The following is a 22,352-nucleotide window of genomic DNA, read 5'->3' on the forward strand; positions in this document are numbered from 1 at the left end:
GCGCTGCTGACCGAAACAACATCGTGCTCCGTTGAAGCTCTAGCTCGCGCGCCGGGCCACCCGGAGTCCCAATGCCAGGAGCACGAGCAGCAACAGGCCCGTAGGTCCGCTCGTCGTGTCGCAGCCGCAGGGCCAGCCCAAAGGAGGCTCTTGGCCCGAGCCGCCGTCGTTCTGGCCATTTCCCCCATCGGGGTCAGGCTTGGGGCCCGCATCCGCTCCCCCGTCTCCCCCGTCGGGGAGGCCCCCATCCGGCGTCTCTCCTGGGCAAGGAGTTCCCAGGGCGGGGGCAAGGGGAATCGGGTTAGGTCCCCCATTCGGGAGCAGCAGGAAGTAGCCGTCCGAGGAGACCTTGTTGCTCAGCCCCAGCTCGTTCCGCGCGATCACGGTGGCGAAGTACCACCTGCCGGGCTCGAGAGGGGGGATCTCCAGCTGGGCCGTACTCCGCGAGATGGACGCAGCGAGGTCCACGGAGTGGAAGGGCACGATGTCGGCGCATTCAGGGACGGTGCCCAGGCCAAACTCGTAGTTCGTGATTGCCTTCTCGCGGTCCACGAACTGCCAGTTGGCCACCACCGCCTGGGTGTTCGTCTCGATGTCGGTGTCGCCGCTGATTCCGTCCCTGACCAGCCCCAGCGGCGGAGTGAGATCCTGGGCGTTCAGGGAGATGAGGAACATCTCTTCGTTACCCCTGTAGGGAGCGTCGACCGTGCGCAGCTGGTGAGGCAGCATGTCGGACGAGCGCGTCATTCCTCCAATGAGGAGCACTTCGTTGTTCGGGCCTGCCCCAAGGGCTCGTACCTCATCCTCTTGTGAGCCGCCGACGTAGGTACCCCACTCCGGAACGAACCCTCCGTCCAGAGTCATGTCCGGGGCCAGGCGGATGACAAAACCTTCGGTCCCGTTGGCTCGAGAGTCGAACCCGAAGGGGACAGGCAGGTTCGTCGAAGTGGTCTTCCCTCCAATGTAGATGGACCGAAAGGAACCGGTCGTGAGGGCGAGCCCCTCGTCGTCCCCAGAGCCCCCCACGAGGGTGGAGAACGTCCTGTCGCCGGTGGCGGGCTCGAAGGCGGCCAGGAACGCGTTGGCTCCCTGCGGAGCGGAGCCGGAGGGAGACGAGTTGGGGAAGTCCGGGCCATGCGTCGTCCCCACCACCATGACGCGCTGGGTCTCCGGGACGTACATCACCCCTCTGCCGTCATCCGCCCCGGAAGCAGCTCCGATGAAGGTCCCCCACACTGGAGTGCCGAGCTGTTCGTTTAGCTTGAGGACCACTGCCTCTCTACCACCGTCCGTCTGGCTGTTGGCGGTGCGGGGGGCGATCCCCAGGGGGAAGTCAGGCGACTCGGTATAGCCGGTGACATACAGCAGCGCGCCGCTGCCGGGTGGCTCACCGGCGACGATGGAGACGGCCTCCTCATCGAGGCTGCCACTGCGGACCATGTTGCGCTCCACGGCCCCCGTGAACGCATCGATCCTGCTGACGAAGAAATCCCGCCTCCCCCGGGAAGGGCCCGCGTCCGAGGCAGACAGCTGCGACGAAGTCGTCGAGCCCGCGGCGTACAGCTTCCCATCCTGTCCGCGGGTCAAGGAGTAGATCTCCTCGTCCCCGGGCCCTCCGATGTACTGGATCCAATGGAGCGTGTCGCCGCCCGAGGAGATGCGAGCGATGAAGCCGTCCCTTCCGCCGCTGTGCGTCGCGCCCTGAGGCCCTGGTGGGAGGTTCGTGGAGGTCGTGGTGCCCGCGACGAACACGTCCCCAATCGCGCCGATGGCGAACGCCCTGCCGAAGTCGTCCCCCGTGCCGCCGATGAGGCTCGTCCAGAGGACGGTTCCATCGGCGTTGCGCCGGCTGACGACCACATCGGAGCGAGCCGAGGGGACATGGAGATTGTCGCCGGGGGGCGTGGGGTCAATGGGGGCCTGGACGTCGCTGCCGCTCGAGCCGACAAAGAAGAACTGGCCGGCGATGGCTGCTCCCAGGATGACCGTGATGTTCTCGAGCGCGTCGTTTCCCTGGGCGCCCACGAAGGTGTTCCACTGGATGGTGGGATCCACCCAGGCCGGGCGGCCGGGCTCATCCACCTCCACCTCGATGACGTACTCCCAGAGGTTCGTGCCCTTGAGGCTCACCTCCCGGTAGCGGCAGGGCACCTCGCGCGAAGTGCCATCCGCGGCCTCCTGCCCACAGTGCAGCCCCTCCTCGCGAAGCTCCCCGTCCGCCAGCTTCACCTCCAGCGCGCGTCCGTTCCCGGCAATCCGCAGCTCCTGGGCTCCGCGCCACTCGAGCCGCACCTGGCGCAGGTCCGCGCCCTGCTCGGCGCGCAGGCTGTACTGGACGCCGCCCTCCCGCGCCTCGAACCAGAGGTCCACCCCCGGGGCCACAGCCGGGTAGTACAGGGCTCCCCAGGTGGGCAGGTTCGTCTTCCAGTTCACACGCGGCCCCACGAGCATGTTGAGCCGGGCCTCCTGGGGATCGAGGGGCTGTGGTAGCACGGCTTGCGCCCTGGCCACTCCCCAATGCAGCTCCCGGGTGGGGCCCGTTGGGGGAGTGAGCTGCAGCGTGAGACCCAGGTCCGTGAAGATTGTGTGGGCCCGCTGCTGCTGCTGCACGTAGTGCCCGGGAGCGCCCGGCACGGGCACGATCATCGCCTGCTTGCTGGCGGGGCGGGCGGGTCCCGGGGGAGAGGGGGCGCCTTGGCCATGGCAGGAGGCGAGGCAACGAGCGACACGAAGACGAGACCCGCGGTCACGCAGCTCCGGATGCCAAGGGACATGAGTGCCTCCACCCAGGTCACCGAGGGACAAGGACCTGGTCTACGAGCCTCTGGGATACCGTGAACCCCTGATGTGCGCTAGTCCTGCGCGGACAAGCCGAAGATCTGCCTCAGCCGGCCGAGAATGCGCCCCGCCTCGGGAGCGGGATCCACGCCACCCCCGCCGGCCTCCGCCACCGCGCGCAGCTGGGTGCGCCGCTGGGCCAGCAAGGCCGAGAGCTGACGGGCCAGCCGCGGCTGCGACACGAACAGGCGGGCGAACGCAGGCCGCCCCAGCTCCAGCAGCACCGAGTCCTCTACCGCCACCACCGTGGCCGCGCGAGGCTCCCCCGTGAGCAGGGACATCTCTCCGAAGTAGCTGCCCCGCTTGAGCCGCGTCACTTCCTGTCCCTTGCCCGTGCGCACGGAGACCTCGCCCGAGACCACCAGGTAGAAGGTGTGGCCCTCCTCGCCCTCCTCGATCACCCGCTCGTTCTTGCCGAAGCGGCGCGCCGCCAGATCTCGGCGGAGCTGATCCAGCTCCTCCGAGGTGAGCAGTGAGAAGAGATCCACTGCCCGCAGCAGCTCCAGCACCGTCTCGGAGGAGAACTCGGGCCGGGCTGCCGCGTCGTTGCGCATGTGCACCACGCGCTGGGGGAAGGGGAGCTCCAGGCCCTCGCGCCGCAGCCGGTACCACAGCCGCGTGTACAGCTCCTCCATGGTGTTGTCGGCCTGGGCGAAGTCCGCCACCCAGTAGCGCAGCTGGTAGCGGATGGCGGAGTCTTCGAACGCCCACGTTCGGCACTGCGGCGCGGGATCCTGGAGGATCGTGGCGACCTCCTTCATCACGTCCAGCACCGCCACCTTCACCTGGTTGGGCGGCGTCTCGAGCGAGATCCGGAGATAGATGTCGATGGCCACCGGCTCGTAGGCGAAGGAGAAGTTCTGCACCACGTCCTTGGCCACCTTGCTGTTGGGCAGGGTGATGCTCTCGCGCCGGAAGGTCATGATGCGCGTGGCACGCCAGCCGATCTGCATCACCCGGCCCGTGTACTCCCCGATGCGGATGAAGTCTCCCACCTGGTACGGCCGCTCGAGCTGCAGCGACAGGCCCGCGAACAGGTTGCCCAGCGTCTCCTGGAGCGCCAGGCCGATGACCACCGACAGCACCGCGGAGGTGGCCAGCAGGCCCCCCAGATCCAGGTTGAGCTGGGCCTGGAGGATGGGCAGCGCCGCCAGCCCGTACAGCACGAAGTTGACGACGTCCCGGAGGATCTTCGGCGTCGCCACCGGCGAGCGCAGGCGGATGACCTTCAGCGCCACCGACACGCACGCGCGGATGACGCCAAAGGCGAAGGTGAGCATCCACCCCACGTGGACCAGCTTCGCCAACGAGCTCGGCGCCTCTTGAGGGAGGGCCCAGGCCGCCACACGGAAGATCACGAACGCGATCAGGAAGCGGATGGCGCCGCGCAGGTCTCGCCGGAAATCCTTGTCCCCGCTGGCCGCGTGGAGCCCGAGCAGCAGGACCACCAGCACAGCTCCGACCACCAGGGAGAGATTGCTCTGCAGGAAGGGAACCAAGACAGGGAAACTCTGACCGAGCCAATCCACGAGGGTCAAGCAGGCGGTTGACGCCTAGGGCGCGACCGGGGATACACGCACCATGACGCTGGCCACCGTGGTCGGACAGCCCCGGGCGATTGATGCACTCCAGGCGGCACTGCGCAGCGGCGTGGTCCACCATGCCTACTTGTTCGCCGGGCCAGAGGGCGTGGGCAAGGAGCTCGCTGCCATAGGGCTCGCCCAGGCGCTCACCTGCCCGGAGCAGCCCGAGCTGGGGTGCGGCACGTGCACGAGCTGCCTGCGCATCGCCAAGGGGCTCCACCCGGACGTGACGTGGGTGATGCCGGACGAGGAGCGGGTGGCGCGGGGGCTGGCAGGGCGCTCGGACTTCACCGGCACGCCCAGCCGGGACATCCGCGTGGAGCAGATCCGCGGGCTGCAGGAGCGGCTCTCCCTGCGCGGCCTGGAGTCCCGGCGCAAGGTGGCCATCATCGCCTCGGCCCACCGGATGAACGATCAGGCGCAGAATGCCTTCCTCAAGACGCTGGAGGAGCCGCCAGCGGACACCACGCTCATCCTCGTCGCCGCCGCGATGGACAGGCTGCTGCCCACCATCCGCAGCCGCTGCAGCAAGGTGCACTTTGGCCCGCTGCCGGTGGACCTCGTTGCCCAGCGCGTGCAGCAGGAGCGCAAGCTGGATCCGCAGACAGCGGCGCTCGCGGCCGTCATGGCCGGAGGCAGCCTGGGGCGCGCCCTGAGCCTGGATGTGGAGGGGCTCGCCCACCGCAAGGAGATCATCACCCGCTTCGAGGCGCTCCGGCCGGACGACGCCCTGCCCGCGCTGCGCTTCGCGGAGGAGTACGGCGGCTCGCGGGAGGATGCCGAGCAGGCGCTCACGCTGCTGTCTCTCTGGACGCGGGACGTGGCGCTGCTGAAGGCGGGGGCAGAGGGGCTGGCGAACCTGGATCTGAAGGAGCAGGCGCGCGCGGCGGCGGCGCGCCTGTCCGAGACGGAGCTGCACCGCCGCGCCTGGCTCATCGATCGTGCGCTGGGAGCCATCGCACGCAACGGCTCCCCCCGGCTCCAGCTGGAGCGGATGCTGCTGGAGTGGCTGATGCGGGAGGTTCGGTGAGCGCGGAGATGGATGACGTGCTGGCGGAGGTGAAGGCAGGCAAGGTGGCTCCGCTGTACCTGCTGTGGGGCGAGGAGTTCCTGGTGCGCAAGGGCGCGGACGAGCTGGTGAAGGCGCTCGTGCCGGACGCCTCCATGGGGCTGAACTTCGCGGTGCTGGACGCCGCCTCTCCGCGCGAGGTGGCGCAGGAGCTGGCCACGATGCCGCTCTTCCCGGGCCGCAAGGTGGTGCTGGTGCGCGATCCCGAGTTCCTCGCGCCGAAGAAGGGGCGCGGGGACGCGCTGGGCAAGGCGCGCGAGGCCTGGAAGGCGGGCAAGCGCAAGGAGGGGGCGCGCAGGCTGCTGGCGCTGGCGGCGCGGGCGGGGTGGGGCGTGGATCAGCTCGATCCGGGGACGCCAGGGGCGCCCTCGGTGGAGGAGTGGAAGGAGGAGCTGGACGTGGATCTGGCCGAGGTGGATCTGGCCTTCCTCAAGGAGGCCGCCGCGTTCTGCCGCGAGGAGCGCATCAGCGCGCCTGAGGGGGACGCCTCGGCGCTGCTGGAGCTCTTCCAGAAGGGGGTGCCCAAGGGCCACACGCTGGTGCTGGCTGCCACGGAGGTGGACGCCAAGAGCCCGCTGCTCAAGCTGGCCAAGGACGAGGGCCACCTCGTCGAGCGCAAGGTGGCCGCGCGCCACAAGGATCTGGATCTCACGGAGATCGCCCAGGAGTTCCTGGCGCCCTTCAAGAAGAAGCTGGGCCGCGGGGCGCTGGAGCAGCTCAAGGAGCGCGTCGGCGGCAACATCCGCCTGCTGCAGTCGGAGCTGGAGAAGCTGGCCGTCTACGCGGGAGACAGCGCCACCATCGAGCTGGCGGACGTGGCCCTGCTGGTGCACCACGCGCGCGAGGAGGAGTACTTCGAGCTGTCCGAGGCGCTCCAGAAGCGAGATCTGAAGGGCGCGCTGGGCTACGCCGAGGACGCGATGGGGCAGGGGACGCACGCCCTGCAGCTGCTGGGCGCGGTGGCCTCCATCGTGCGCGGCCTGCTGGAGAACCACGAGCGGCTGAGCCAGTACGCCAAAGGCACGGCGCCGCGCTCGTTCGATGACTTCAAGGCGCGCATCTTCCCGAAGATCGAGCAGGAGGCGAAGGCGGCCAAGGGCCGCGCTCCGCACCCCTACGCCGCGTTCCTGAGCATGCAGGCCGCGGCGCGCTACGAGCGCCGGGAGCTGCTGCGCGGGCTCGTGGCTTGCGCGGAGGCGGACCTGGAGCTGAAGTCCTCCGCGAGCGGGAAGCTCGTCATCGAGCGCCTGCTCTGGAGCCTCTGCACCCGGCCCGCCTGAGCCCCGCTCCGGGACGCGGACTCACCCTGCCTCGTCCTCTCCCTCAGGGGGGAGGACATCTCCCGCGGAGAGCCACTCCAGGGCCTGGAAGCGCCCGTGAGCCAGCGCAAGCAGTGACGCCAGCGCCTGGTCATCCAGCTCGGGCAGGCGCTTCCCCTGGAAGATCAGCCCCTCGCCGGGCTTGCCGGGCAGCAGCCCTTCCTCCTGGAGCCGGGTGACGAGGTGGCGGGACCAGTAGCGAAGCCCCTCTACCGCGGCTCGGGCCTTCCCGAGCTTCGCGGCAGTCCCCTTGCGATCGAACCCCACCTCCTCGGCCGACTCGAGCACCAGCTCCAGATCCGGATCGCCCTCGCCGAGCGATGGATCGGACGCGATGCCCCGGGCGAACGACTCGTACCGGGCGCACTCCAGCAGCACCTCCCAGCGGTCGCGCTGCGCCTCTACCTCCTCGCCGTAGCGCATCTCGGCGGACTCCAGGAAGGGCTGGGGATCCTTCATCAGGGGCAGGCGCTCCAGCAGCGGCGCGGCCTCCACCCGGGAGTCCAACGGTGGCAGCTTCCCTTGCTTCAAGGCCCAGAGCAGGAGCTGCAGCTCCTCGGCGCTCCAGCCCACGGACTGCCGATCCTCCTCGGTCCAACTGCCGGGCTCGGCCTCGAAGAGATCCATGCCAGTGATGCCCAGGGTGGCGAAGAGTCCCTCCTCGTCCATCCACTGCTGGAGCTGGAGGCTCTCCTCCTGGGCGGCCGCATCCTTGCCCCGCGCAAGCCGCTCCTCCAGCGCCTGGCGCCGCAGCACCCCGCCGAGCACGAGGGCCCGCTGGGCCACGGCCTCGGCCTCCGGCGGCACCGTGGGGGTCCACTCCTCCTCGGAGTCCTCCTCGGAATCCTCTTCGGAGTCCACGTCGGGGAGCGGCATCTCCTGCGTCGCGGTCCTGCTCAGCTCGTCCACCTCGGGCATCTCCATCTCCCGGGTGGTGGTGGCCGTGGTCGGGAGCGAGATGGCTGGCATCTCCTCGATCGTCCTGGCGGCCGAGAAGGCCTCCTCCTTCGGGCGCTGGGACTTGCGCGAAGGGGGGCTCGTGGGCAGCCCCTCGAAGTGATGACCGTAGGGCGTGGCGCGCAGCGTCTCGGCGAGCTTCACGAGCCGGGGAGCTTCGCCAGCGGCCTCGCTCGCCGCCCGGGCCACTGCCCGCAGCGCCTCCTCACGCTCCGCGCCCTTCATCTCCACCAGTGCGGGGAGGGCGGCCTGTGGGAACAAGGGCGCGAGCACCGCGAAGATCCGCGGGCGCTCCTCGCGCTCCTGCGAGGCCAGGAGCTGTGCCAGCTCACCGCCGAGCTTCTCCGGGGTGAGCTGGGAGAGCAGCTCGGCGATGTCGTCCACCAGCTCTGGGATGAGGTGCTGGTGGCGGCCCAGCAGGACGAACAGGTCCGCCCGCAGCTCATCATCCGCCTCGGCTCCGCCGAGCAGGGTGTCCAGGCCGGACAGCTGGAGGGACTCGCCGAGCAGCTCCGGGAAGGAGACCTCCTCCTCCTCGGCGGACTCGAGCTCTTCCGGGGGCAGCTCGACGATGAGCCTCAGCAGCTCGCGGGCGGCGCGGGCCTCGTGCATGAGCGGGGCCGCGAGCACCGCGTCCAGCCGGGCCTCCGGAGTCGCCAGGGCGCTGCGCCACTTCGAGAACGCCTCGGGCTCTCCCAGGGTGTGCAGCATCGCCGAGGCCCAGGCGCGGGCGCGCTCATCACGGCCGGTGAGCAGGGGCTTCAGCAGGGGACGCAGTGCGGTGCGATCCGGCAGGGCGAAGAGCGCCTCGGCCGCTTCACGACGAACGTCCAGGGAAGGGGCTGCCAGGTACTGGGGCAGCTTCTCGAGCGCTCCCTTCTCTCCAAGCCGGGTCAACCCGGCAGCCGCCTGGATGCGCACCCGCAAGTCCGGATCCTTCTCCAGCGCGCGGCGCAGGGCCGCGGTGTGCTCCGGTTGGCACAGCTTCGCCAGCCCATAGGCGCCCCACCTGCGGACGGCCTCCTCCCTGTCCGTGAGCGCTCGCGCGAGGAAGGGCGCGGCCTCGGGATCCTCGAGCTCCGCCAGCTCCAGCGCGGACGTCTCCCGCTCGTAGGGGTCATCGGACTCGAGCTGCTGGCCCAGCTCGTGGATGGCTTCATTCATGGGCGGGGGAGTCTACCCGGGCCCGGGCCAATCGCGGCCCGCTTCCTGGCTCCACCGTGCTGACACAGGGGCCCGCTTCCAGAGGGCCTCGAGAGAGACTCAGGGACTGGAGGCAGAAGGCTCGTGCGGGCCGCCCAGCAGCGTCCTCACGCGCGAGACCAGGTGATCGTCGTCCCAGGGCTTGCTGATGAAGTGGGACACGGCCTGGGCCGAGGACGTCGGCGAGCTGCTCCACAGATCCGCATGGCCCGACAGCAGGATGCGCACCGCCCGCGGGGCCACGCGCAACACCTTCTCCAGCAGCTCCGCGCCGTTCATTCCCTTCATGCGGAAGTCAGAAATGACCAGGTCCGGGTCAAAGGTGATGAGCTTCTGGAGCGCCTCCTCCCCGTTGAAGGCCACCTCCACGGCAAACCCCTCCCGTCTGAACAGCCGCCGAAGCGCGCTGGCCACCTGCACTTCGTCATCGACGATGAGGATTTTGGCCATGAGAGGGACCCGAAGTGTGGCAAGCAAATCATGGGCCAACGTGTCTCCCTAGGAAACCCCGCGAAAATCGAGGGTCATCCGTGACTCATGAGTCTATTTGGGCTCACGCGGCCTTTCCCCTGATTGTTCGGGCAGTATCACCCGAATTGTTCCACTTGGAGACAATTTGGCTGGGGTTTTTGTGACCCATCCTGGGGTTGGAGAGGAATGTCCCCCAGCGTGAGGGGGACAGTCCCCCTCACAGTGGAGCATGGAGGCTCCATATGTCGTGGAACAAACGGTGGCAGGGAGGCGCTTCCGAGGCAAGCAGGTGCCCCACTCGGCCCGGCGCCAGGGCCAGAAGCGTCGAGGAGCGCGTCCCATAAGCCGGCGTGTGGATACAGAGCGCCTGGAGCTGCCGGGCCAGCTCGCGCGAGAAGGGGGCGTCAGGCGGTGGTTCGGGGAGCTGCTGATCCGGGGGCAGGTGGTGGTCGGCGAGGAGCTCCTGGAGCCGGCTGGCCAGCTCAGGCCAGGGTCGCTGCGCGTGCTCGGCCGCGAGCATCCGGGCCCGCTCCACCTTGGGGAGCGCCGGGCTGTCGAGAATGTCGTTGGGCAGCACGTGGATGCCCTCGGGCACGTCCTCCCGGAGCAGCCGCCCCGCGGCGGGTCGCGCGTAGGCGACTCGGAGCGAGAGGGCGTCCCCGTAGAGCAGGTTGAAGGGGTTGAAGGCGGAGGGATCCAACGTGTCGAGGTATCGCTCGACCGCCTCCAGGCTCCCGGCTCGCAGGGCCTCCAGCACCACCTCGCCCCGCGAGCGGGCGGCCACGCCCTGGGTCATGGAGCCGCGCTGGTTGGTCAGCCCCACGAAGAGGCCCGTGTCGGTGACGCCCATCCACGTCCCGCCGCGGACCTGGTCCAGTCCAGGCACGAGGATGCGCGGAGCGCCCGGGAGCAGCTGGGGGCCGGAGGTGGGGCGCTCGAACAGCTCATCCCGGTTGGCGGCGAGGATGAGGGGCCACTCTGGGTGGACGTGGCGAAGGATGAGGACGGTGCACATCGTATCGAGTCCATAACACCCAGGACGTCTCGCATGCACGGTGCCCCCCACTTGGAACGATGACCCCGGGCAGTCGAGCGGCTACAGTCCGCGGCCCTCTAGGAGAGTTCATGGCGGAGAAGATCCTCGTCACCAGCGCGCTGCCGTACGCGAACGGCCCCATCCACATCGGCCACGCCGTCGAGTACATCCAGACCGACATCTACGTTCGCTTCCTGCGCTCCTGCGGCAAGGACGTCGTCTACTTCTGCGCGGACGACACGCACGGCACGCCCATCGAGCTGAGCGCGGCGAAGGACGGCATCAAGCCCGAGGAGTTCGTCGCCCGCATCTATGACTTGCACAAGCGGGACTTCGAGGAGCTGGGCGTCAGCGTCGACTGGTTCCACTCCACCAACTCCCCCGAGAATCGCCACTACGCCGAGCTGATCTACGGGCGGCTCAAGGAGAAGGGGGACATCGAGCGGCGCGACATCGAGCAGGCGTACTGCGAGAAGGACAAGCGCTTCCTGCCGGATCGCTTCATCAAGGGCACGTGCCCCAACTGCAAGGCGCCGGATCAGTACGGCGACTCGTGCGAGAAGTGCGGCAAGGCCTACAGCTCCACGGACCTGCTGGATCCGAAGTGCTCGCTGTGCGGCACCCCGCCGATCCGCAAGCACTCGGCGCACCTGTTCTTCAAGCTGTCGCGCCACGAGCAGTTCCTGCAGCAGCAGCTGAAGAAGCCGGGCTTTCTCCACCCGGGGCTGGTCGCCCAGCTGCAGGGCTTCTTCGAGAAGGGGCTGGCGGACTGGGACATCAGCCGGGACGGGCCGTACTTCGGCTTCGCCATCCCCGGGGAGACGGACAAGTACTTCTACGTGTGGCTGGACGCGCCCATCGGGTACATCGCCACCACGGAGAAGTGGGCCAAGGAGACAGGGAAGGCGAAGAGCGCGCTGGAGTACTGGGGCCCGGACAGCCCGTCGCGCATCGTCCACTTCATTGGCAAGGACATCGTCTACTTCCACGCGCTCTTCTGGCCCGCGGTGCTCCAGGTGGCGGAGCTGCACGTCCCCAACGAGATCAAGGTCCACGGCCACCTCACCGTGAATGGCGAGAAGATGTCCAAGCGGCGCGGCACGCTGGTGTCCGTGCGCACGTACCTGAACAACCTGGATCCGAGCTACCTGCGCTACTTCTACGCGGCGAGCCTCGGCTCGGGGCCCGAGGACTTCGATCTGAGCCTCAAGGACTTCCGCCTGCGGGTGAACGGCGAGCTGGTCAACAACGTGGGCAACCTGGCCAACCGCTCGCTGTCCATGCTGGCGGGGCCGCTGGAGAAGCGGCTCGCGCCGGGCAAGGAGGGGCAGGGCAAGGCGCTGGTGGAGGCCGCCCTGGCCCGCGTCCCCGAGGTGCGTGAGGCCTTCGAGAAGCTGGAGTACCGCAACGCCATCAAGACGATCGTGGAGATCTCCCAGGCGGCCAATGGCTTCCTCCAGACGCAGGCCCCATGGGCCAAGGTGAAGACGGATCCCGAGGCCGCGCGCGCGGACCTCTCGGATGCCGCGGACATCGTGTACCTGCTGGGCGCGCTGCTGACGCCCGTCATCCCCCGGGTGACGGAGAAGCTCTTCGTCCAGCTCGGCGCGCCGCCGCTTACCTTCGAGGCGCTGGAGAAGGCACGCTACCCGCTGCTGGATCGCAGCCGCCCCATCGGCACGCCCGAGCCGCTGCTGCCGCGGCTCGAGGAGGACAAGGTGAACGCGCTCATTCCGCCGTCCCCTGAGCAGCCGCCCGCGCCGGAGGCGCCGAAGAAGGCCGAGAAGAAGGCTGAGAAGGCCGAGAAGAAGCCGGCCGAGGCGCCTGCTCCTACCACGCAGGCCTCTGCTGGGGCGGGCGCCGGCGGGCCTCCCGCCGAGATCGAGTACGACGACTTCGCCAAGGTGTCCCTCAAGGCGGGGAAGATCGTCGCCGCCGAGAAGGTGGCTGGGGCGGACAAGCTCCTGAAGCTCACCGTGGATCTGGGGGAGGCGGCACCGCGCACCATCGTGTCGGGCATCGCCCTGGCGTACACGCCGGAGCAGGTGACGGGCCGCCGGGTGGTGGTGGTGACCAACCTCAAGCCGCGCAAGCTCAAGGGCATCGAGTCGCGCGGCATGCTGCTGACGGCCGAGACCGGTGAGAAGGGCCTGTCGCTGCTGGATCCGGGGGATGTGCCTCCCGGTTCCCCGGTGAAGTGAGTGCCATGGACTGGCGGGCCGAGCGCGATCGCGCACTGCTGGTACTGGAGCGGGAGAAGCGTCCCGAGGCTCGCACCCAGGCCGCGGGGCTCCTGATCGATCTCGTCGAGGAGGACCCCTCGCGCGCGGCGGAGTTCTCCGAGGTGCTCACTCGGCTGCTCGCGGACTCGCAGGGCGAGGTGCGTCGCGCGGGCCTCGGGCTGGCCACGTTGGTGCTCCCTCCCGCGGAGCTGCCCGGAGTGCTGACCGTGCGGCTGTCGGACCCGCACATCGGCGTGCGCCTGGAGGCCACGGGACGGATCGCGGATCTGGCGCTCCCGGAGCTGCGCGGCGCGCTGGCGCCCATGTTGGCGGATCCCATCCCCGAGATTCGCTTCGAGGCGGCCCGGGGGATGGCGTCCCTGAAGCACAGCGCTGGCTTGGAGATCCTCGTGGGGGCGCTCGACAACGATCTCCTGCGCTTCCGGGCGCTGGGCGCGCTGGCGGAGCTGGGAGACACGCGCGCGCTGCCTGCGGTTCAGCGCCTCTTCGGGAAGTGGCTGCTGCCCCACTTTGAGCGCACCCAGGCCGCCGGAGTGCTCGCGACGCTGGGAGAGGCCAAGGGGGCGGAGCACCTCCTGAAGCGCACGCAGAAGAAGTGGAGCGTGGATCGGGCGCTCGCCGTGGAGCTGTGCGGGGAGGTGAAGGCCCCGGGCGCCCTGGAGCGGCTGCGCGCCATCCTCGAGGATCCAGAGGACCCGTGCCGTGGGGCCGCGGCTCGGGGGCTCGGGTGGCTGGGGGATCCCAAAGCGCTGCCATGGTTGCTGGCGCTGATGGAGGACACCGGCATCCACGAGGACTTCCGGCTGGATGCAGCCGAGGGCGTCTGGCGGCTGGGGCTGCCCGAGGGCCAGGCGCGGGTACGGGCCGCTGTCTCCACCTTTACTTCCCCCGAGGCGCGCGAGGAGCTCGCCGAGCTGTTGCAGGAGACGCCATGAGACTCATCGACGCACACTGTCACCTGGAGCGCGCGGACTATGAGCAGGTGAGCGCCGTGATGGAGCGGGCCCGGGCCGTGGGGGTGGTTCACGCGGTGGTAGTGGGCCAGTTCCAGGGGCCTGGGGACTGGGGCAATGCGCTGGAGCTGGCTGCGGCGCACCCGGACTTCCTGTCGCCCACGCTGGGCATCCACCCGCACGAGGCCGCGCGGGCCACCGAGGAGGACTTCGCCACGCTGGAGCGGACCTGCGCCCGGCCGGAGCTGCGCGCAGTGGGGGAGGCGGGGCTGGACTACTACTACGATCGATCGCCCCGGGAGGTGCAGGCACAGGTGTTCCGCCGTCAGTGTGCGCTGGCGAGGACGCTGGGCAAGCCCCTGGTGGTGCACGTGCGGGATGCCCACGAGGACTGCGAGGCCATCCTCAAGGAGGAAGGGATTCGCAGGGGCGTGATCCACTGCTTCACGGGGGACACGGCTGCGGCGCGGCGCTACCTGGATCTCGGGTTCCACATCTCCCTGTCCGGCGTGGTCACCTACAAGAAGACGGAGGCGCTCCAGGACGCGGTGCGCTTCACGCCGTTGGATCGGCTGATGGTGGAGACGGACAGCCCCTTCCTGGCGCCGGTGCCGCACCGGGGGCGCAAGAACGAGCCCGCGCACGTGCTGGAGACGGCACGCAAGGTGGCCGAGCTGAAGGGAGTTACCCTGGAGGAACTGGCGGCCATCACCACCGCCACCGCCTCGGGCCTCTTCGGGCTCCCAGTGACGTAGCTAGGCGCTCGCGGCCTTGCGCGCGGTGAGCTCCTTGGTCACCACCGCCAGATCCTTGTCCAGGTGGGGCATCTCCAGCAGCAGCGCGTCCGGATCGAACTGGAAGTCTGCTTGCTTGATCTTGAGGAGCGCCTGCATCGCGGCCTCGCCCACCTGCCCGGCATAGGAGGCGAAGACGACCTTGCCGTGCTCCAGGTGCAGGTAGCCCTCGAGTGAGTGGTGGCGCAGGTGCAAGCGCCCCGACTTCTTCCCGGTGGCCAGCGTCTTCAGTAGCTCCAGCTGGGGCAGCTCGTCGTAGCTGCCCTGCACCACACGCGCCGGCCCGTTGTGCAGAATGCGGTCGTCGTAGAGGTCCCGGACCCGCTTTGCCGCCGTGTCCGTGTCCGAAGAAGACTCCACCGCCGTGGCGCCCATCATCAGCAGGCGGTCTCGTGTCGACGCGTCCGGCTCCCCCAACACGAGGATGGGCAGCCCGCCGCACTCCGGCATGCCGCGCGCGTACTGCAGCAGGGCCATCACGTCCTGGATGCCAAAGCGCAGGCTCACCACCAGCTCGTCGCACTCCCGCTGCGCCAGCGCGTCCAGCGCGCCATCCAGCGTGGAGAAGGCGTGCACCACCAGCCCCTGCCGCAGCACCGACTCCAGCATGTCCGTGCGCATGGCCTCGTCGGACTCGGCGATGAGCACCTGGCGCCCGTCCTGCGAGATGCGGTGGCGCAGCAGCTCGCCGCTCTGCACCTGCCCGACGATGTCCGCCACCACCGGATCGTAGAGGACGCCCGCGTTCTTCCGCAGGTGATCCAGCGCCTGGGCCTTGGGGAAGACCTTGCCGAGCGCGTTGGCCGCGTTCTTCGTCAGATCCAGGAAGCTGTCCACCGCCGCGAGGATCCGCGCCCCCAGGCTGATGTCCTCGCCCTTGGTGCCCTGGGGCACGCCTGTGCCGTCATAGGTCTCGTAGAGCTGGCTGAGGATGGTGGTCACCGCCGCCGGCAGGTGAACGGTCTCGAAGAGCTTCACGGGCGCCTTGGCCAGGCGCTTGGCCTCCGCCTTCCAGTCGGCATTGGCGGCGTTGCTGGCCAGCGTGTGGTGGCGCTCTGCGGACTTGCCCAGATCGTGCAGGTAGGCGGCGATGGCCAGCGAGGTCAGCTCTCGCGGCGCCATGCCCATGCGCCGGCCGACGATGCTGGCCTGCCGCGCCAGCTGCGCCGAGTGCCCGCGGTGGTGAGGCCGCTCCTGCTCCAGCAGGCCCACAAGGATGCTGAGCGTCTCGACGAAGTCGCTCTCGGCCATGGCCGCGCGCGAGGCACCCACCACCTCGCGCATCTGCGTGGACATGCGGAGGAACTGCGTCCCGGGAGCCTTCGCCCGCAGGCTGGCATCCGTCTCGAAGCGCAGCGGGAGGTGCGGAGCCTGCCGAGGCCCGCTTCCACTCGCATCGTAGGCGTTGGCCATGGTGGCCGCGTCCGCGCGGGCGATCTGCGGGTTGTGGCTGCTCTCCAGCGAGGTGAAGGCGGTGGGATCGCCGTAGTAGTGCTTCTTGATGGCCGCGGCGATCGCGCTGCGCAGGCCCACGTAGGCGTAGACCTCGGACACGCCCGTGACGAGGGCGATCTCGTCCAGCAACGACTTGTTCTGCGGCTCGGCGGCGACGACGGACAGCAGCTTGCGCTCCGGATCGTAGGCCAGCGGCAGCACCGTCTGCGCCTCGGCCATCCGCACGGGGAGCTTGTCCAGCACGTCCGAGGGGAGCTTCGCCTTGGCCAGCTTCTCCGCAGACACGAAGCGGGTGTTGAACTCGGCGGCCAGGAAGCGCAGCAGAGCGGTCTCTTGGAGCAGCCCGAGCTCCACGAGACAGTCCCCCAGCTTGTGGCCGGTGATCTTCTGGTGCTCCAGCGCTTTCTCCACGGCCTCGGCGGTCACGAGGCCGGCCTCGATCAGGCGTTCTCCGAGCCGACGCTTCGACATGCTCAGCCTTCCGTGTTGCCTTCACCCTCGGGCTTCGCGGGCGACTCGGGCTTCGGAGCCTCGGGAGCCGGCGACAGCGAGGTCAACGCGCTGAAGGGTTTGAAGGTCAGCTCCGTGGGGAGGCTGCTCGGATCCCGCGGCGGGCGGGCCGGGCGATCCTCACGAGCCGGGCGATCCTCACGAGCCGGGCGATCCTCTCGCGGAGGACGGCCCTCTCGCGGCGGGCGGTCCTCGCGGGGAGGACGCTCACGCTTGGGGCGATCCTCACGAGGCGGACGATCCTTGCGGGGCGCGGGAGGCGTGGAGCCCTCGGCGGCGGTGGCCGGAGCCTGATCGCCCTGGGGCGCGCCGCCGCCCTTGTCCTTGGACTTGCGGCGCTCTTCGCGCGACCTGCGGCGCGTCTCCACCGGCGACTTGCCGCGGACAGTGGGCACGGGGCCCTTCCAGAGCTGGCGATCGTAGAGCTTGAGCGTCTCCGTCCACTTCTCGTTCGGATCGCGCGCCATGGCCTCCAGCCACGAGGCGATCCGCGAGTCCAGGGCGTCCAGCGAGTGGACGATGAACGCCTCGATCGTCATGGGCAGCTTGGGCGAGCCGTGCTCCAGCCTGCCGTGGTGCGCGAGCACCAGGTGGGTGAGGTGGTGCTCGAGCGCGGGCGGGAAGCCTGGGATGGCCAGCGTCTTCTCGCGGATCTTCTGCGCGGTCATCACCAGGTGGCCGACGAGCTTGCCCTCGTCGGTGTAGTCGAAGCCCTTCTCCGGGGAGATCTCCGCCACCTTCATCACGTCATGGAGCAGGGCGCCCGCGAGCAGCAGATCCCGGTCCGCCATGGGGTAGTGGTCCGCCACACGCAGCGTCAGCCGCAGCACCGACAGCAGGTGCTCGGCCAGCCCGCCGCGGTAGGCATGGTGGATGCCCTTGGCGGCGGGAGCGTGCGGCAGGCCCGCGGCGATCTGCGGGTCGTCCAGGAATGCCTGCAGCAACTGCTTCACGTGCGGGTCGTTGACACGCTCGCTGATGATCTCGCGAATCAGGCCCACGGCCCGGGCTCCGGCGCCGTCATCACGGCCCGGACGCGCCGAGGCCTCGTCGCGCTTCTCCTGGGGCTTGTCCTGGCCTGGGTCCTGGGCCTTCTCGGGGCCTGAGTCCTGGGCCTTCTCCTGGGCCTTCTCCTGAGGCGGAGCTTCGGCGGGAGCGGGCGGGGCGGGAGGGGGCTCGTATTCCTTGAGATCGAGCGGACCGGGATCCAGGCGATCGAGGGACTCGACCACGACCTGCAGCTTGCCGTGGAAGTTGATGACATGGCCCTGGACCAGGACATGGTCCCCTGCGTTGAAGGTGGGCTCGAGCGCGTCCACCTTCTCGAAGATGCGGGCATCCACCTCGCCGCTCTTGTCGGCGAGCGAGAGGGCAATGAACACCTTGCCGCTGCGGGCGGTCACCTTGTTCTTCTGCGTGACACGGAAGACGGTGTTGACGCGGTCCTTTTCCTTCAGGTCCTTGGCATACACCTTGCGCACGGTCTCGACAGAGCCACCCTCGGTGGCAGGCGCTGGAGTCTCAGCCGGGTTGTCAGTCGTCATCGTGTTTCGACACTACCATCCCGGGGCTCCCGGGGCGCGGTTGAGTTCAATTCACTTCGAGTGCCACCGCGTCGAGATAATCGGCCGCGGGTGTATTCACGGGGGAGGGGTGGTCCGGGGGCAGGCCGAGCCGCGCCAGCCGGAAGGCGACACGCTGCTCGGCCTCGCAGGCCTGGGCCACCAGCTCCTCGAAGGAGCCCAGGGCCAGGGGCGGGTGGTAGCCCGTGAGCAGCAGCCGGCCGCTGTGGCGGGTGCGCCGGAGTGCCAGCCGCACGAGCTCGATGAAGCTCTCCGGGGAGTCCGCGTCCCGCGTGTCGAGCAGCACCAGGTCGAAGGTGTCCGTCACGGCCTTCAGCACGGCCAGGGTGGTTCCGGGCTCCACCTTCACCCGGCCGAGCAGCCCGTTGGCCTCGGCGTTCTCCCGTGCCAGGTCCGCCGCGTCCGGGTCCGCGTCGAAGGCGAGGATCTGCCGCGCGCCCTGCAGCCCCGCATGGACGAAGAGTCCCCCCACGTTGCAGCACGGGTCCAGCACCCGCGCGTCGCGCGACAGGCGGGCGATGAAGCGGCGCAGCTCGCGCTGGTCGTAGTGGTAGCCCGTATTCAGCCCATAAGTCAGATCGATGGTGAAGCGCGCGCCCAGCTCCAGCAGGCGGCACCAGCGGGGCGGGTTGCCGTACAGCACGTGGGGCCGCTGCGGCGCCAGCCCCAGCGTCCGCCGCCGGGGCGAGTCGTTGCGCAGGAGCACCGAGCCGGCACCCGCCACCTCCACGATGGCGCGGGTGATCTCTTCGATCCGCGCGTCCATGGGCCGGGTGAGCGTCTGGATGACGAAGTGCATGTCGTAGCGATCCACCGTGAGGCCGGGCAGGCCGTCTCCGTCATCGTTCACCAGTCGACAGAAGCGCGGGTCATCCACCAGGCGGGCGCGCCGCTCCAGGGCGTGGCGGATGTGGCGGGGGATGAGCCCCTCCGCGGCCTCCTCGGGGAGCCCCAGGCGCCGCACGGGGAAGGAGGACTCGAGGTCCACATCGCCCAGCCCGAGCACCTGTCCGTCCTCGTCCCGGAGCTGGACGGGCTCGCCGACCACGGGCGTGCCATCCATGGAGAGGATGTCCTCGCGACGCAGCCAGAAGGCGCCATGCCGGAGCTTCTGGGCGGCTTCTCGGGACAGATAGGTGTTGAGCACGAGGTGTCCTCCCTTTCTCCGCGAGCCGCGGATTCGGGCCCGGAGGCCCTGCTGGGGAGAACATGGGGGCCCGCGTGGCCGCTGTCGGCAGTCGCTGGGACGCCGCGCTGGAGAGCAGGGGAGGGAGCTCAGCGAGGCGCCGGGCGCCGGAAGGCCTTGTACGTCACCCGGGTCAGCACGGAGACGACCACCATCGCCAGCACGAGCCCCAGCACGAGCGAGCCCCGGGTGAGCAGAGCGAAGGAGATCACGCCGAGCACCACCGCGGCGAGGATGGTGAGGCCCTGCGCGCGGCCGAAGGTGCCGGGGGTGTTGGGGCGTCGGGCCCGGGCCAGGGAAGGGATGCTCGCGGCCTTGCGCCAGAGGGTGCCGCCCTCCTCGAGGAGCTCGTCCTCGGGATCCACGAGCCCCGCGATGTAGGCCTGCTCCACGTGCAGGATGCTCTCGAAGTCCAGCTCTCCCTCGGGGGTGCGTACGCGGTAACGCATGGGCTCCTCACTTCTTCAGGGCGACGCCCCAGCAGGCGGCCAAGCTTGCTGCCCGGCCGTCTCCTAGGTCAGCTCCCCGGCAATCTGCTCAGCGATGCGCAGTCCATCAATGGCCGAGGAGACGATACCTCCCGCGTAACCGCAACCCTCCCCGGCGGGGTAGAGCCCACGAAGTGACACAGACTGGAGATCGTCCCCGCGGGTGATTCGCACTGGCGAGCTGGTGCGGCTCTCGATGCCGATCAGCTTGCCCTCCTCACTGAGGAAGCCGCGCATCTTCCGCTCGAAGCCGCGCAGGGCCTGCTTGATGGACTGGGTGAGGCGCTCGGGGAACAGGCGGTTGAGATCCGCGTGGACGAGGCCGGGCCGGTAGCTGGTGCCGCCCGGCTCCTTCTTCAAGCGCCCGGCGAGGTAGTCGGGGATCGTCTGCGCCGGAGCGAAGAAGCGGCCTCCGCCCAGCTCATAGGCCTTCTTCTCCCAGTGGCGCTGGAACTCGAGCCCCGCAAGCGAGCCCCGGAAGCCCTCGCGCTCGAAGTCCTGCACGGACACGGTGACGACGATGCCAGCGTTCGCGTACTTCGCGTTGCGACGCGAGTTGCTCATGCCGTTGGTGCATTGCATGCCGTCCTCGGTGGGCGTGGGCACGACGATGCCGCCAGGGCACATGCAGAACGAGTAGATGCCGCGCACCTCGCCCTCCACCTCGAGGTTCTCCGCGAGCTTGTAGTCCGCCGGGGGCAGCCGCGGGTTCTTCGCCGCGCTGCCATACTGGATGCTGTTGATGAGCCCCTGCGGGTGCTCCGCCCGGAAGCCGATGGCGAAGGGCTTGGCCTCGATGCTCACGTGCCCGTCCGCGGCGAAGCGCTCATAGAGCTCGCGCGCCGAGTTGCCCGGCGCCAGCACCACCCGATCGCTCTCCAGCGTGCGCCCGTCCACCAGCTTCACGCCCGCCACCCGCCCATCGCGGTAGAGCAGATCGTCCACCTTGTGCTCGAAGAGCACCTGGCAGCCGCCGGCGATCAGCATGTCCCGGATGCGCGCCACCGCGCCCGGCAGCAGATCCGAGCCGATGTGCGGCTTGCCCTCCACGAGGATGTGATCCGGCGCGCCGTACTGCGCGAACGTCTCGATGACCTTGCGCACCATGGGGTGGTTGATGCGCGTGGAGAGCTTGCCGTCCGTGTAGGCCCCGGCGCCGCCCTCGCCGAAGTTCATGTTGCTCTCCGAGTCCAGCGAGCCGTCCCGCATGAGCTTCGCGACGTCCTTGCGGCGCGTCACCACCTCGCGGCCACGCTCCAGCAGGATGCTGCGCACCCCCCGCTCCAGCAGCCCCAGCGCGCAGAAGAGGCCCGCGGGGCCCGTGCCGATGATGAGCGGCCAGCGCTCCGGCTCCTTCACGCGGGGAGGCGTCTCGGGAGGCGGAGGGGCCTCGCCCACATCCGGGGGCAGCTTCCCGGGCTTCCGGCCCGGAGCCAGCGCCACCTCGAGCGTATAGATGTAGCGAGGGCTGCCCTTCTTCCGGGCATCCAGCACCGAGCGCACCACGCGCACCGAGGCGAGATCGGCCTTGGTGACGCCCAGCTTCTCGGCCGCTCGCTCGCCGAGCAGCTCCTCTGGCTCATCCAGCCACAGCCCAATGTTGTTGACGCGGTACGCCATGTGCGCTCTCTCTCCCTGCTCTGGGACGCGTATTTTTATCCCTGGGACGGAATGCAAGCCCTTGAAAACACGGGCCTCCCCATGGGTTGGGTGTGTACCCTGTTATGCACCCTGAGGCCGCAATCGCAGGGAGCCCGAGGGGGGTGCGAAGCCTGCTTCGCAGTCCCTGGGAGCTCGGCAGAGCCCACGGTCTCTCTTAACCCACCGCAGATCATGAGGAATCCGGCCCACGCCCGCCCGCTGGCATGGGGATTGAACCCTGTAGCACGCGAGTTGTCGCAGTCCCCCCCATTTTTTGGAGATACCTCCTTGAGCACCGACCAAAAGGGCCCCCGGATTCTGGCGCGCACCTTCTTCGCTCAGCTGCGCTCGAGTGGCTACACGCCGCACCAGATCATCGGCATCGCCACGGAGCTGCTCGATCTGGTGACCGAGGAGCTGAAGCAAGGTGAGAAGCCGGCAGATGTCGCCCAGGTGACGACGGAGTCTGCCCCTGGGTGGCAGCCGCGGGTCTGACTGCCTAGACTGAGGACGCAACCCTAGTGGGCGAGCGAGTTCCGGACGGGTTCCGGGGCTCACGCCCCTAGGTCTGGTGGTTGACCGGCGAAGAGCCGGTTTTTTTTTGCCCGAGAAGCTCCCGCCGCCGGGTGCGCGCTGCGGCTCCCGCCACGACGAGCAGTCCGACGGTGAGCGCGGTGAAGACGGAGCTGGCGGTGCGAGTGGCCTGCAGCCCCAGGAGCACGGCGCCGGCCGCGAAGGCGCCCACGTCCACCCAGGCGGGGCGGGGGCGAGGCAGCACGAGCAGCGTGATGCAGGCGGTGAGCGGCAGCCCGAGCGTCACCTGCCGGGCGATCTGCGGGCCGCTGTTGAGCACGACGCTCCAGTTGTGGACGAGGAGCGCGGCGAAGATGACGACGGTGCCCAGCGCCAGCACCATGACGCCCGCGGCGGCCGCGTCCTTGGCCAGCCGGGCCTTCTCGTCGAACTGCTGGACGGCGAGATCCACCAGGTGCTCGAGGGCGCTGTTGAGGATCTCGGCGAAGA

General features: G+C 69.3%; 17 protein-coding genes. 6 read left to right on the forward strand and 11 right to left on the reverse strand.

Going from position 1 to position 22,352, the window contains the following annotated elements; translation table 11 throughout:
* Positions 1 to 39 precede the first annotated feature (39 nt).
* Both VD972_RS20255 and VD972_RS20260 read right to left on the reverse strand, forming a co-directional pair.
* Positions 40 to 2,646: a hypothetical protein gene (locus tag VD972_RS20255; RefSeq protein WP_324989438.1), complete on the reverse strand. Its 2,607-nt coding sequence runs from the start codon at positions 2,644 to 2,646 to the stop codon at positions 40 to 42.
* A gap of 206 nt (positions 2,647 to 2,852) precedes the next feature.
* The gene (locus VD972_RS20260) at positions 2,853 to 4,337 is read right to left on the reverse strand and encodes a mechanosensitive ion channel family protein (RefSeq protein ID WP_324989440.1); all 1,485 of its coding nucleotides are present in this window, start codon (positions 4,335 to 4,337) and stop codon (positions 2,853 to 2,855) included.
* Positions 4,338 to 4,419: 82 nt separating this feature from the next.
* On the opposite strand from VD972_RS20260, the gene holB reads away from it, so the two are divergent.
* Both holB and holA read left to right on the forward strand, forming a co-directional pair.
* Positions 4,420 to 5,451 (forward strand): DNA polymerase III subunit delta', encoded by a 1,032-nt coding sequence (gene holB, locus VD972_RS20265; RefSeq protein ID WP_324989442.1) that lies wholly within the window; start codon positions 4,420 to 4,422, stop codon positions 5,449 to 5,451.
* The gene (gene holA, locus VD972_RS20270; RefSeq protein WP_324989444.1) at positions 5,448 to 6,770 is read left to right on the forward strand and encodes a DNA polymerase III subunit delta; all 1,323 of its coding nucleotides are present in this window, start codon (positions 5,448 to 5,450) and stop codon (positions 6,768 to 6,770) included. The genes holB and holA overlap by 4 nt, the downstream gene beginning before the upstream one ends.
* Positions 6,771 to 6,791: 21 nt before the next feature.
* On the opposite strand, the gene VD972_RS20275 is transcribed toward holA, so the two are convergent.
* From VD972_RS20275 to VD972_RS20285, 3 genes are all read right to left on the reverse strand, one after another.
* On the reverse strand, positions 6,792 to 8,930 hold the full coding sequence (locus VD972_RS20275) for a HEAT repeat domain-containing protein (RefSeq protein WP_324989446.1): 2,139 nt from the start codon (positions 8,928 to 8,930) through the stop codon (positions 6,792 to 6,794).
* Between the two features lie 99 nt (positions 8,931 to 9,029).
* Positions 9,030 to 9,419: a response regulator gene (locus tag VD972_RS20280; protein ID WP_324989448.1), complete on the reverse strand. Its 390-nt coding sequence runs from the start codon at positions 9,417 to 9,419 to the stop codon at positions 9,030 to 9,032.
* A 238-nt stretch (positions 9,420 to 9,657) separates the two neighbouring features.
* Positions 9,658 to 10,455 (reverse strand): NRDE family protein, encoded by a 798-nt coding sequence (locus VD972_RS20285; RefSeq protein WP_324989449.1) that lies wholly within the window; start codon positions 10,453 to 10,455, stop codon positions 9,658 to 9,660.
* Between the two features lie 110 nt (positions 10,456 to 10,565).
* On the opposite strand from VD972_RS20285, the gene metG reads away from it, so the two are divergent.
* The 3 genes from metG to VD972_RS20300 are packed head-to-tail and all read left to right on the forward strand — an operon-like array spanning position 10,566 to position 14,427.
* On the forward strand, positions 10,566 to 12,677 hold the full coding sequence (metG, locus tag VD972_RS20290; protein WP_324989451.1) for a methionine--tRNA ligase: 2,112 nt from the start codon (positions 10,566 to 10,568) through the stop codon (positions 12,675 to 12,677).
* Positions 12,678 to 12,682: 5 nt separating this feature from the next.
* Entirely contained in the window at positions 12,683 to 13,654 is a 972-nt protein-coding gene (locus VD972_RS20295; RefSeq protein WP_324989452.1) for a HEAT repeat domain-containing protein, read from the forward strand.
* Complete coding sequence (locus tag VD972_RS20300; RefSeq protein WP_324989454.1) at positions 13,651 to 14,427, forward strand: TatD family hydrolase; 777 nt, start codon at positions 13,651 to 13,653, stop codon at positions 14,425 to 14,427. Before VD972_RS20295 ends, VD972_RS20300 begins: the two co-directional genes overlap by 4 nt.
* On the opposite strand, the gene VD972_RS20305 is transcribed toward VD972_RS20300, so the two are convergent.
* The 5 genes from VD972_RS20305 to VD972_RS20325 all read right to left on the reverse strand — a co-directional run bounded on the left by VD972_RS20305 (position 14,428) and on the right by VD972_RS20325 (position 21,308).
* Complete coding sequence (locus VD972_RS20305; RefSeq protein ID WP_324989456.1) at positions 14,428 to 16,392, reverse strand: HD domain-containing phosphohydrolase; 1,965 nt, start codon at positions 16,390 to 16,392, stop codon at positions 14,428 to 14,430.
* Between the two features lie 2 nt (positions 16,393 to 16,394).
* On the reverse strand, positions 16,395 to 17,975 hold the full coding sequence (locus tag VD972_RS20310; RefSeq protein ID WP_324989458.1) for a 3'-5' exoribonuclease YhaM family protein: 1,581 nt from the start codon (positions 17,973 to 17,975) through the stop codon (positions 16,395 to 16,397).
* A gap of 46 nt (positions 17,976 to 18,021) precedes the next feature.
* Positions 18,022 to 19,161 (reverse strand): class I SAM-dependent rRNA methyltransferase, encoded by a 1,140-nt coding sequence (locus tag VD972_RS20315; RefSeq protein ID WP_324989460.1) that lies wholly within the window; start codon positions 19,159 to 19,161, stop codon positions 18,022 to 18,024.
* 128 nt (positions 19,162 to 19,289) lie between these two features.
* A complete protein-coding gene (locus VD972_RS20320; protein ID WP_324989462.1) occupies positions 19,290 to 19,649 on the reverse strand; it encodes a hypothetical protein in 360 nt (119 codons plus the stop codon).
* A gap of 63 nt (positions 19,650 to 19,712) precedes the next feature.
* Positions 19,713 to 21,308, reverse strand: a complete 1,596-nt coding sequence (locus tag VD972_RS20325; RefSeq protein ID WP_324989463.1) for an NAD(P)/FAD-dependent oxidoreductase — start codon at positions 21,306 to 21,308, stop codon at positions 19,713 to 19,715.
* A 309-nt stretch (positions 21,309 to 21,617) separates the two neighbouring features.
* Between VD972_RS20325 and VD972_RS20330 the strand changes: the two genes are divergently transcribed.
* Entirely contained in the window at positions 21,618 to 21,824 is a 207-nt protein-coding gene (locus VD972_RS20330) for a hypothetical protein (protein WP_324989465.1), read from the forward strand.
* Between the two features lie 67 nt (positions 21,825 to 21,891).
* Here the strand turns inward: VD972_RS20330 and VD972_RS20335 are convergent.
* On the reverse strand, positions 21,892 to 22,352 hold a 461-nt coding region (locus VD972_RS20335), incomplete at its 5' end, for a diacylglycerol kinase (RefSeq protein ID WP_324989467.1).

Source organism: Hyalangium sp., from assembly GCF_035629615.1.
GTDB lineage: Bacteria > Myxococcota > Myxococcia > Myxococcales > Myxococcaceae > Hyalangium.

What these genes read in the sequence shown, in the direction of transcription:
- VD972_RS20255 (WP_324989438.1), bottom strand. Translation starts at nt 2,646, where the DNA reads ATGATCGTGCCCGTGCCGGGCGCTCCCGGGCACTACGTGCAGCAGCAG.
- holB (WP_324989442.1), top strand. Translation starts at nt 4,420, where the DNA reads ATGACGCTGGCCACCGTGGTCGGACAGCCCCGGGCGATTGATGCACTC.
- VD972_RS20275 (WP_324989446.1), bottom strand. Translation starts at nt 8,930, where the DNA reads ATGAATGAAGCCATCCACGAGCTGGGCCAGCAGCTCGAGTCCGATGAC.
- VD972_RS20280 (WP_324989448.1), bottom strand. Translation starts at nt 9,419, where the DNA reads ATGGCCAAAATCCTCATCGTCGATGACGAAGTGCAGGTGGCCAGCGCG.
- VD972_RS20285 (WP_324989449.1), bottom strand. Translation starts at nt 10,455, where the DNA reads ATGTGCACCGTCCTCATCCTTCGCCACGTCCACCCAGAGTGGCCCCTC.
- metG (WP_324989451.1), top strand. Translation starts at nt 10,566, where the DNA reads ATGGCGGAGAAGATCCTCGTCACCAGCGCGCTGCCGTACGCGAACGGC.
- VD972_RS20295 (WP_324989452.1), top strand. Translation starts at nt 12,683, where the DNA reads ATGGACTGGCGGGCCGAGCGCGATCGCGCACTGCTGGTACTGGAGCGG.
- VD972_RS20300 (WP_324989454.1), top strand. Translation starts at nt 13,651, where the DNA reads ATGAGACTCATCGACGCACACTGTCACCTGGAGCGCGCGGACTATGAG.
- VD972_RS20305 (WP_324989456.1), bottom strand. Translation starts at nt 16,392, where the DNA reads ATGTCGAAGCGTCGGCTCGGAGAACGCCTGATCGAGGCCGGCCTCGTG.
- VD972_RS20310 (WP_324989458.1), bottom strand. Translation starts at nt 17,975, where the DNA reads ATGACGACTGACAACCCGGCTGAGACTCCAGCGCCTGCCACCGAGGGT.
- VD972_RS20320 (WP_324989462.1), bottom strand. Translation starts at nt 19,649, where the DNA reads ATGCGTTACCGCGTACGCACCCCCGAGGGAGAGCTGGACTTCGAGAGC.
- VD972_RS20325 (WP_324989463.1), bottom strand. Translation starts at nt 21,308, where the DNA reads ATGGCGTACCGCGTCAACAACATTGGGCTGTGGCTGGATGAGCCAGAG.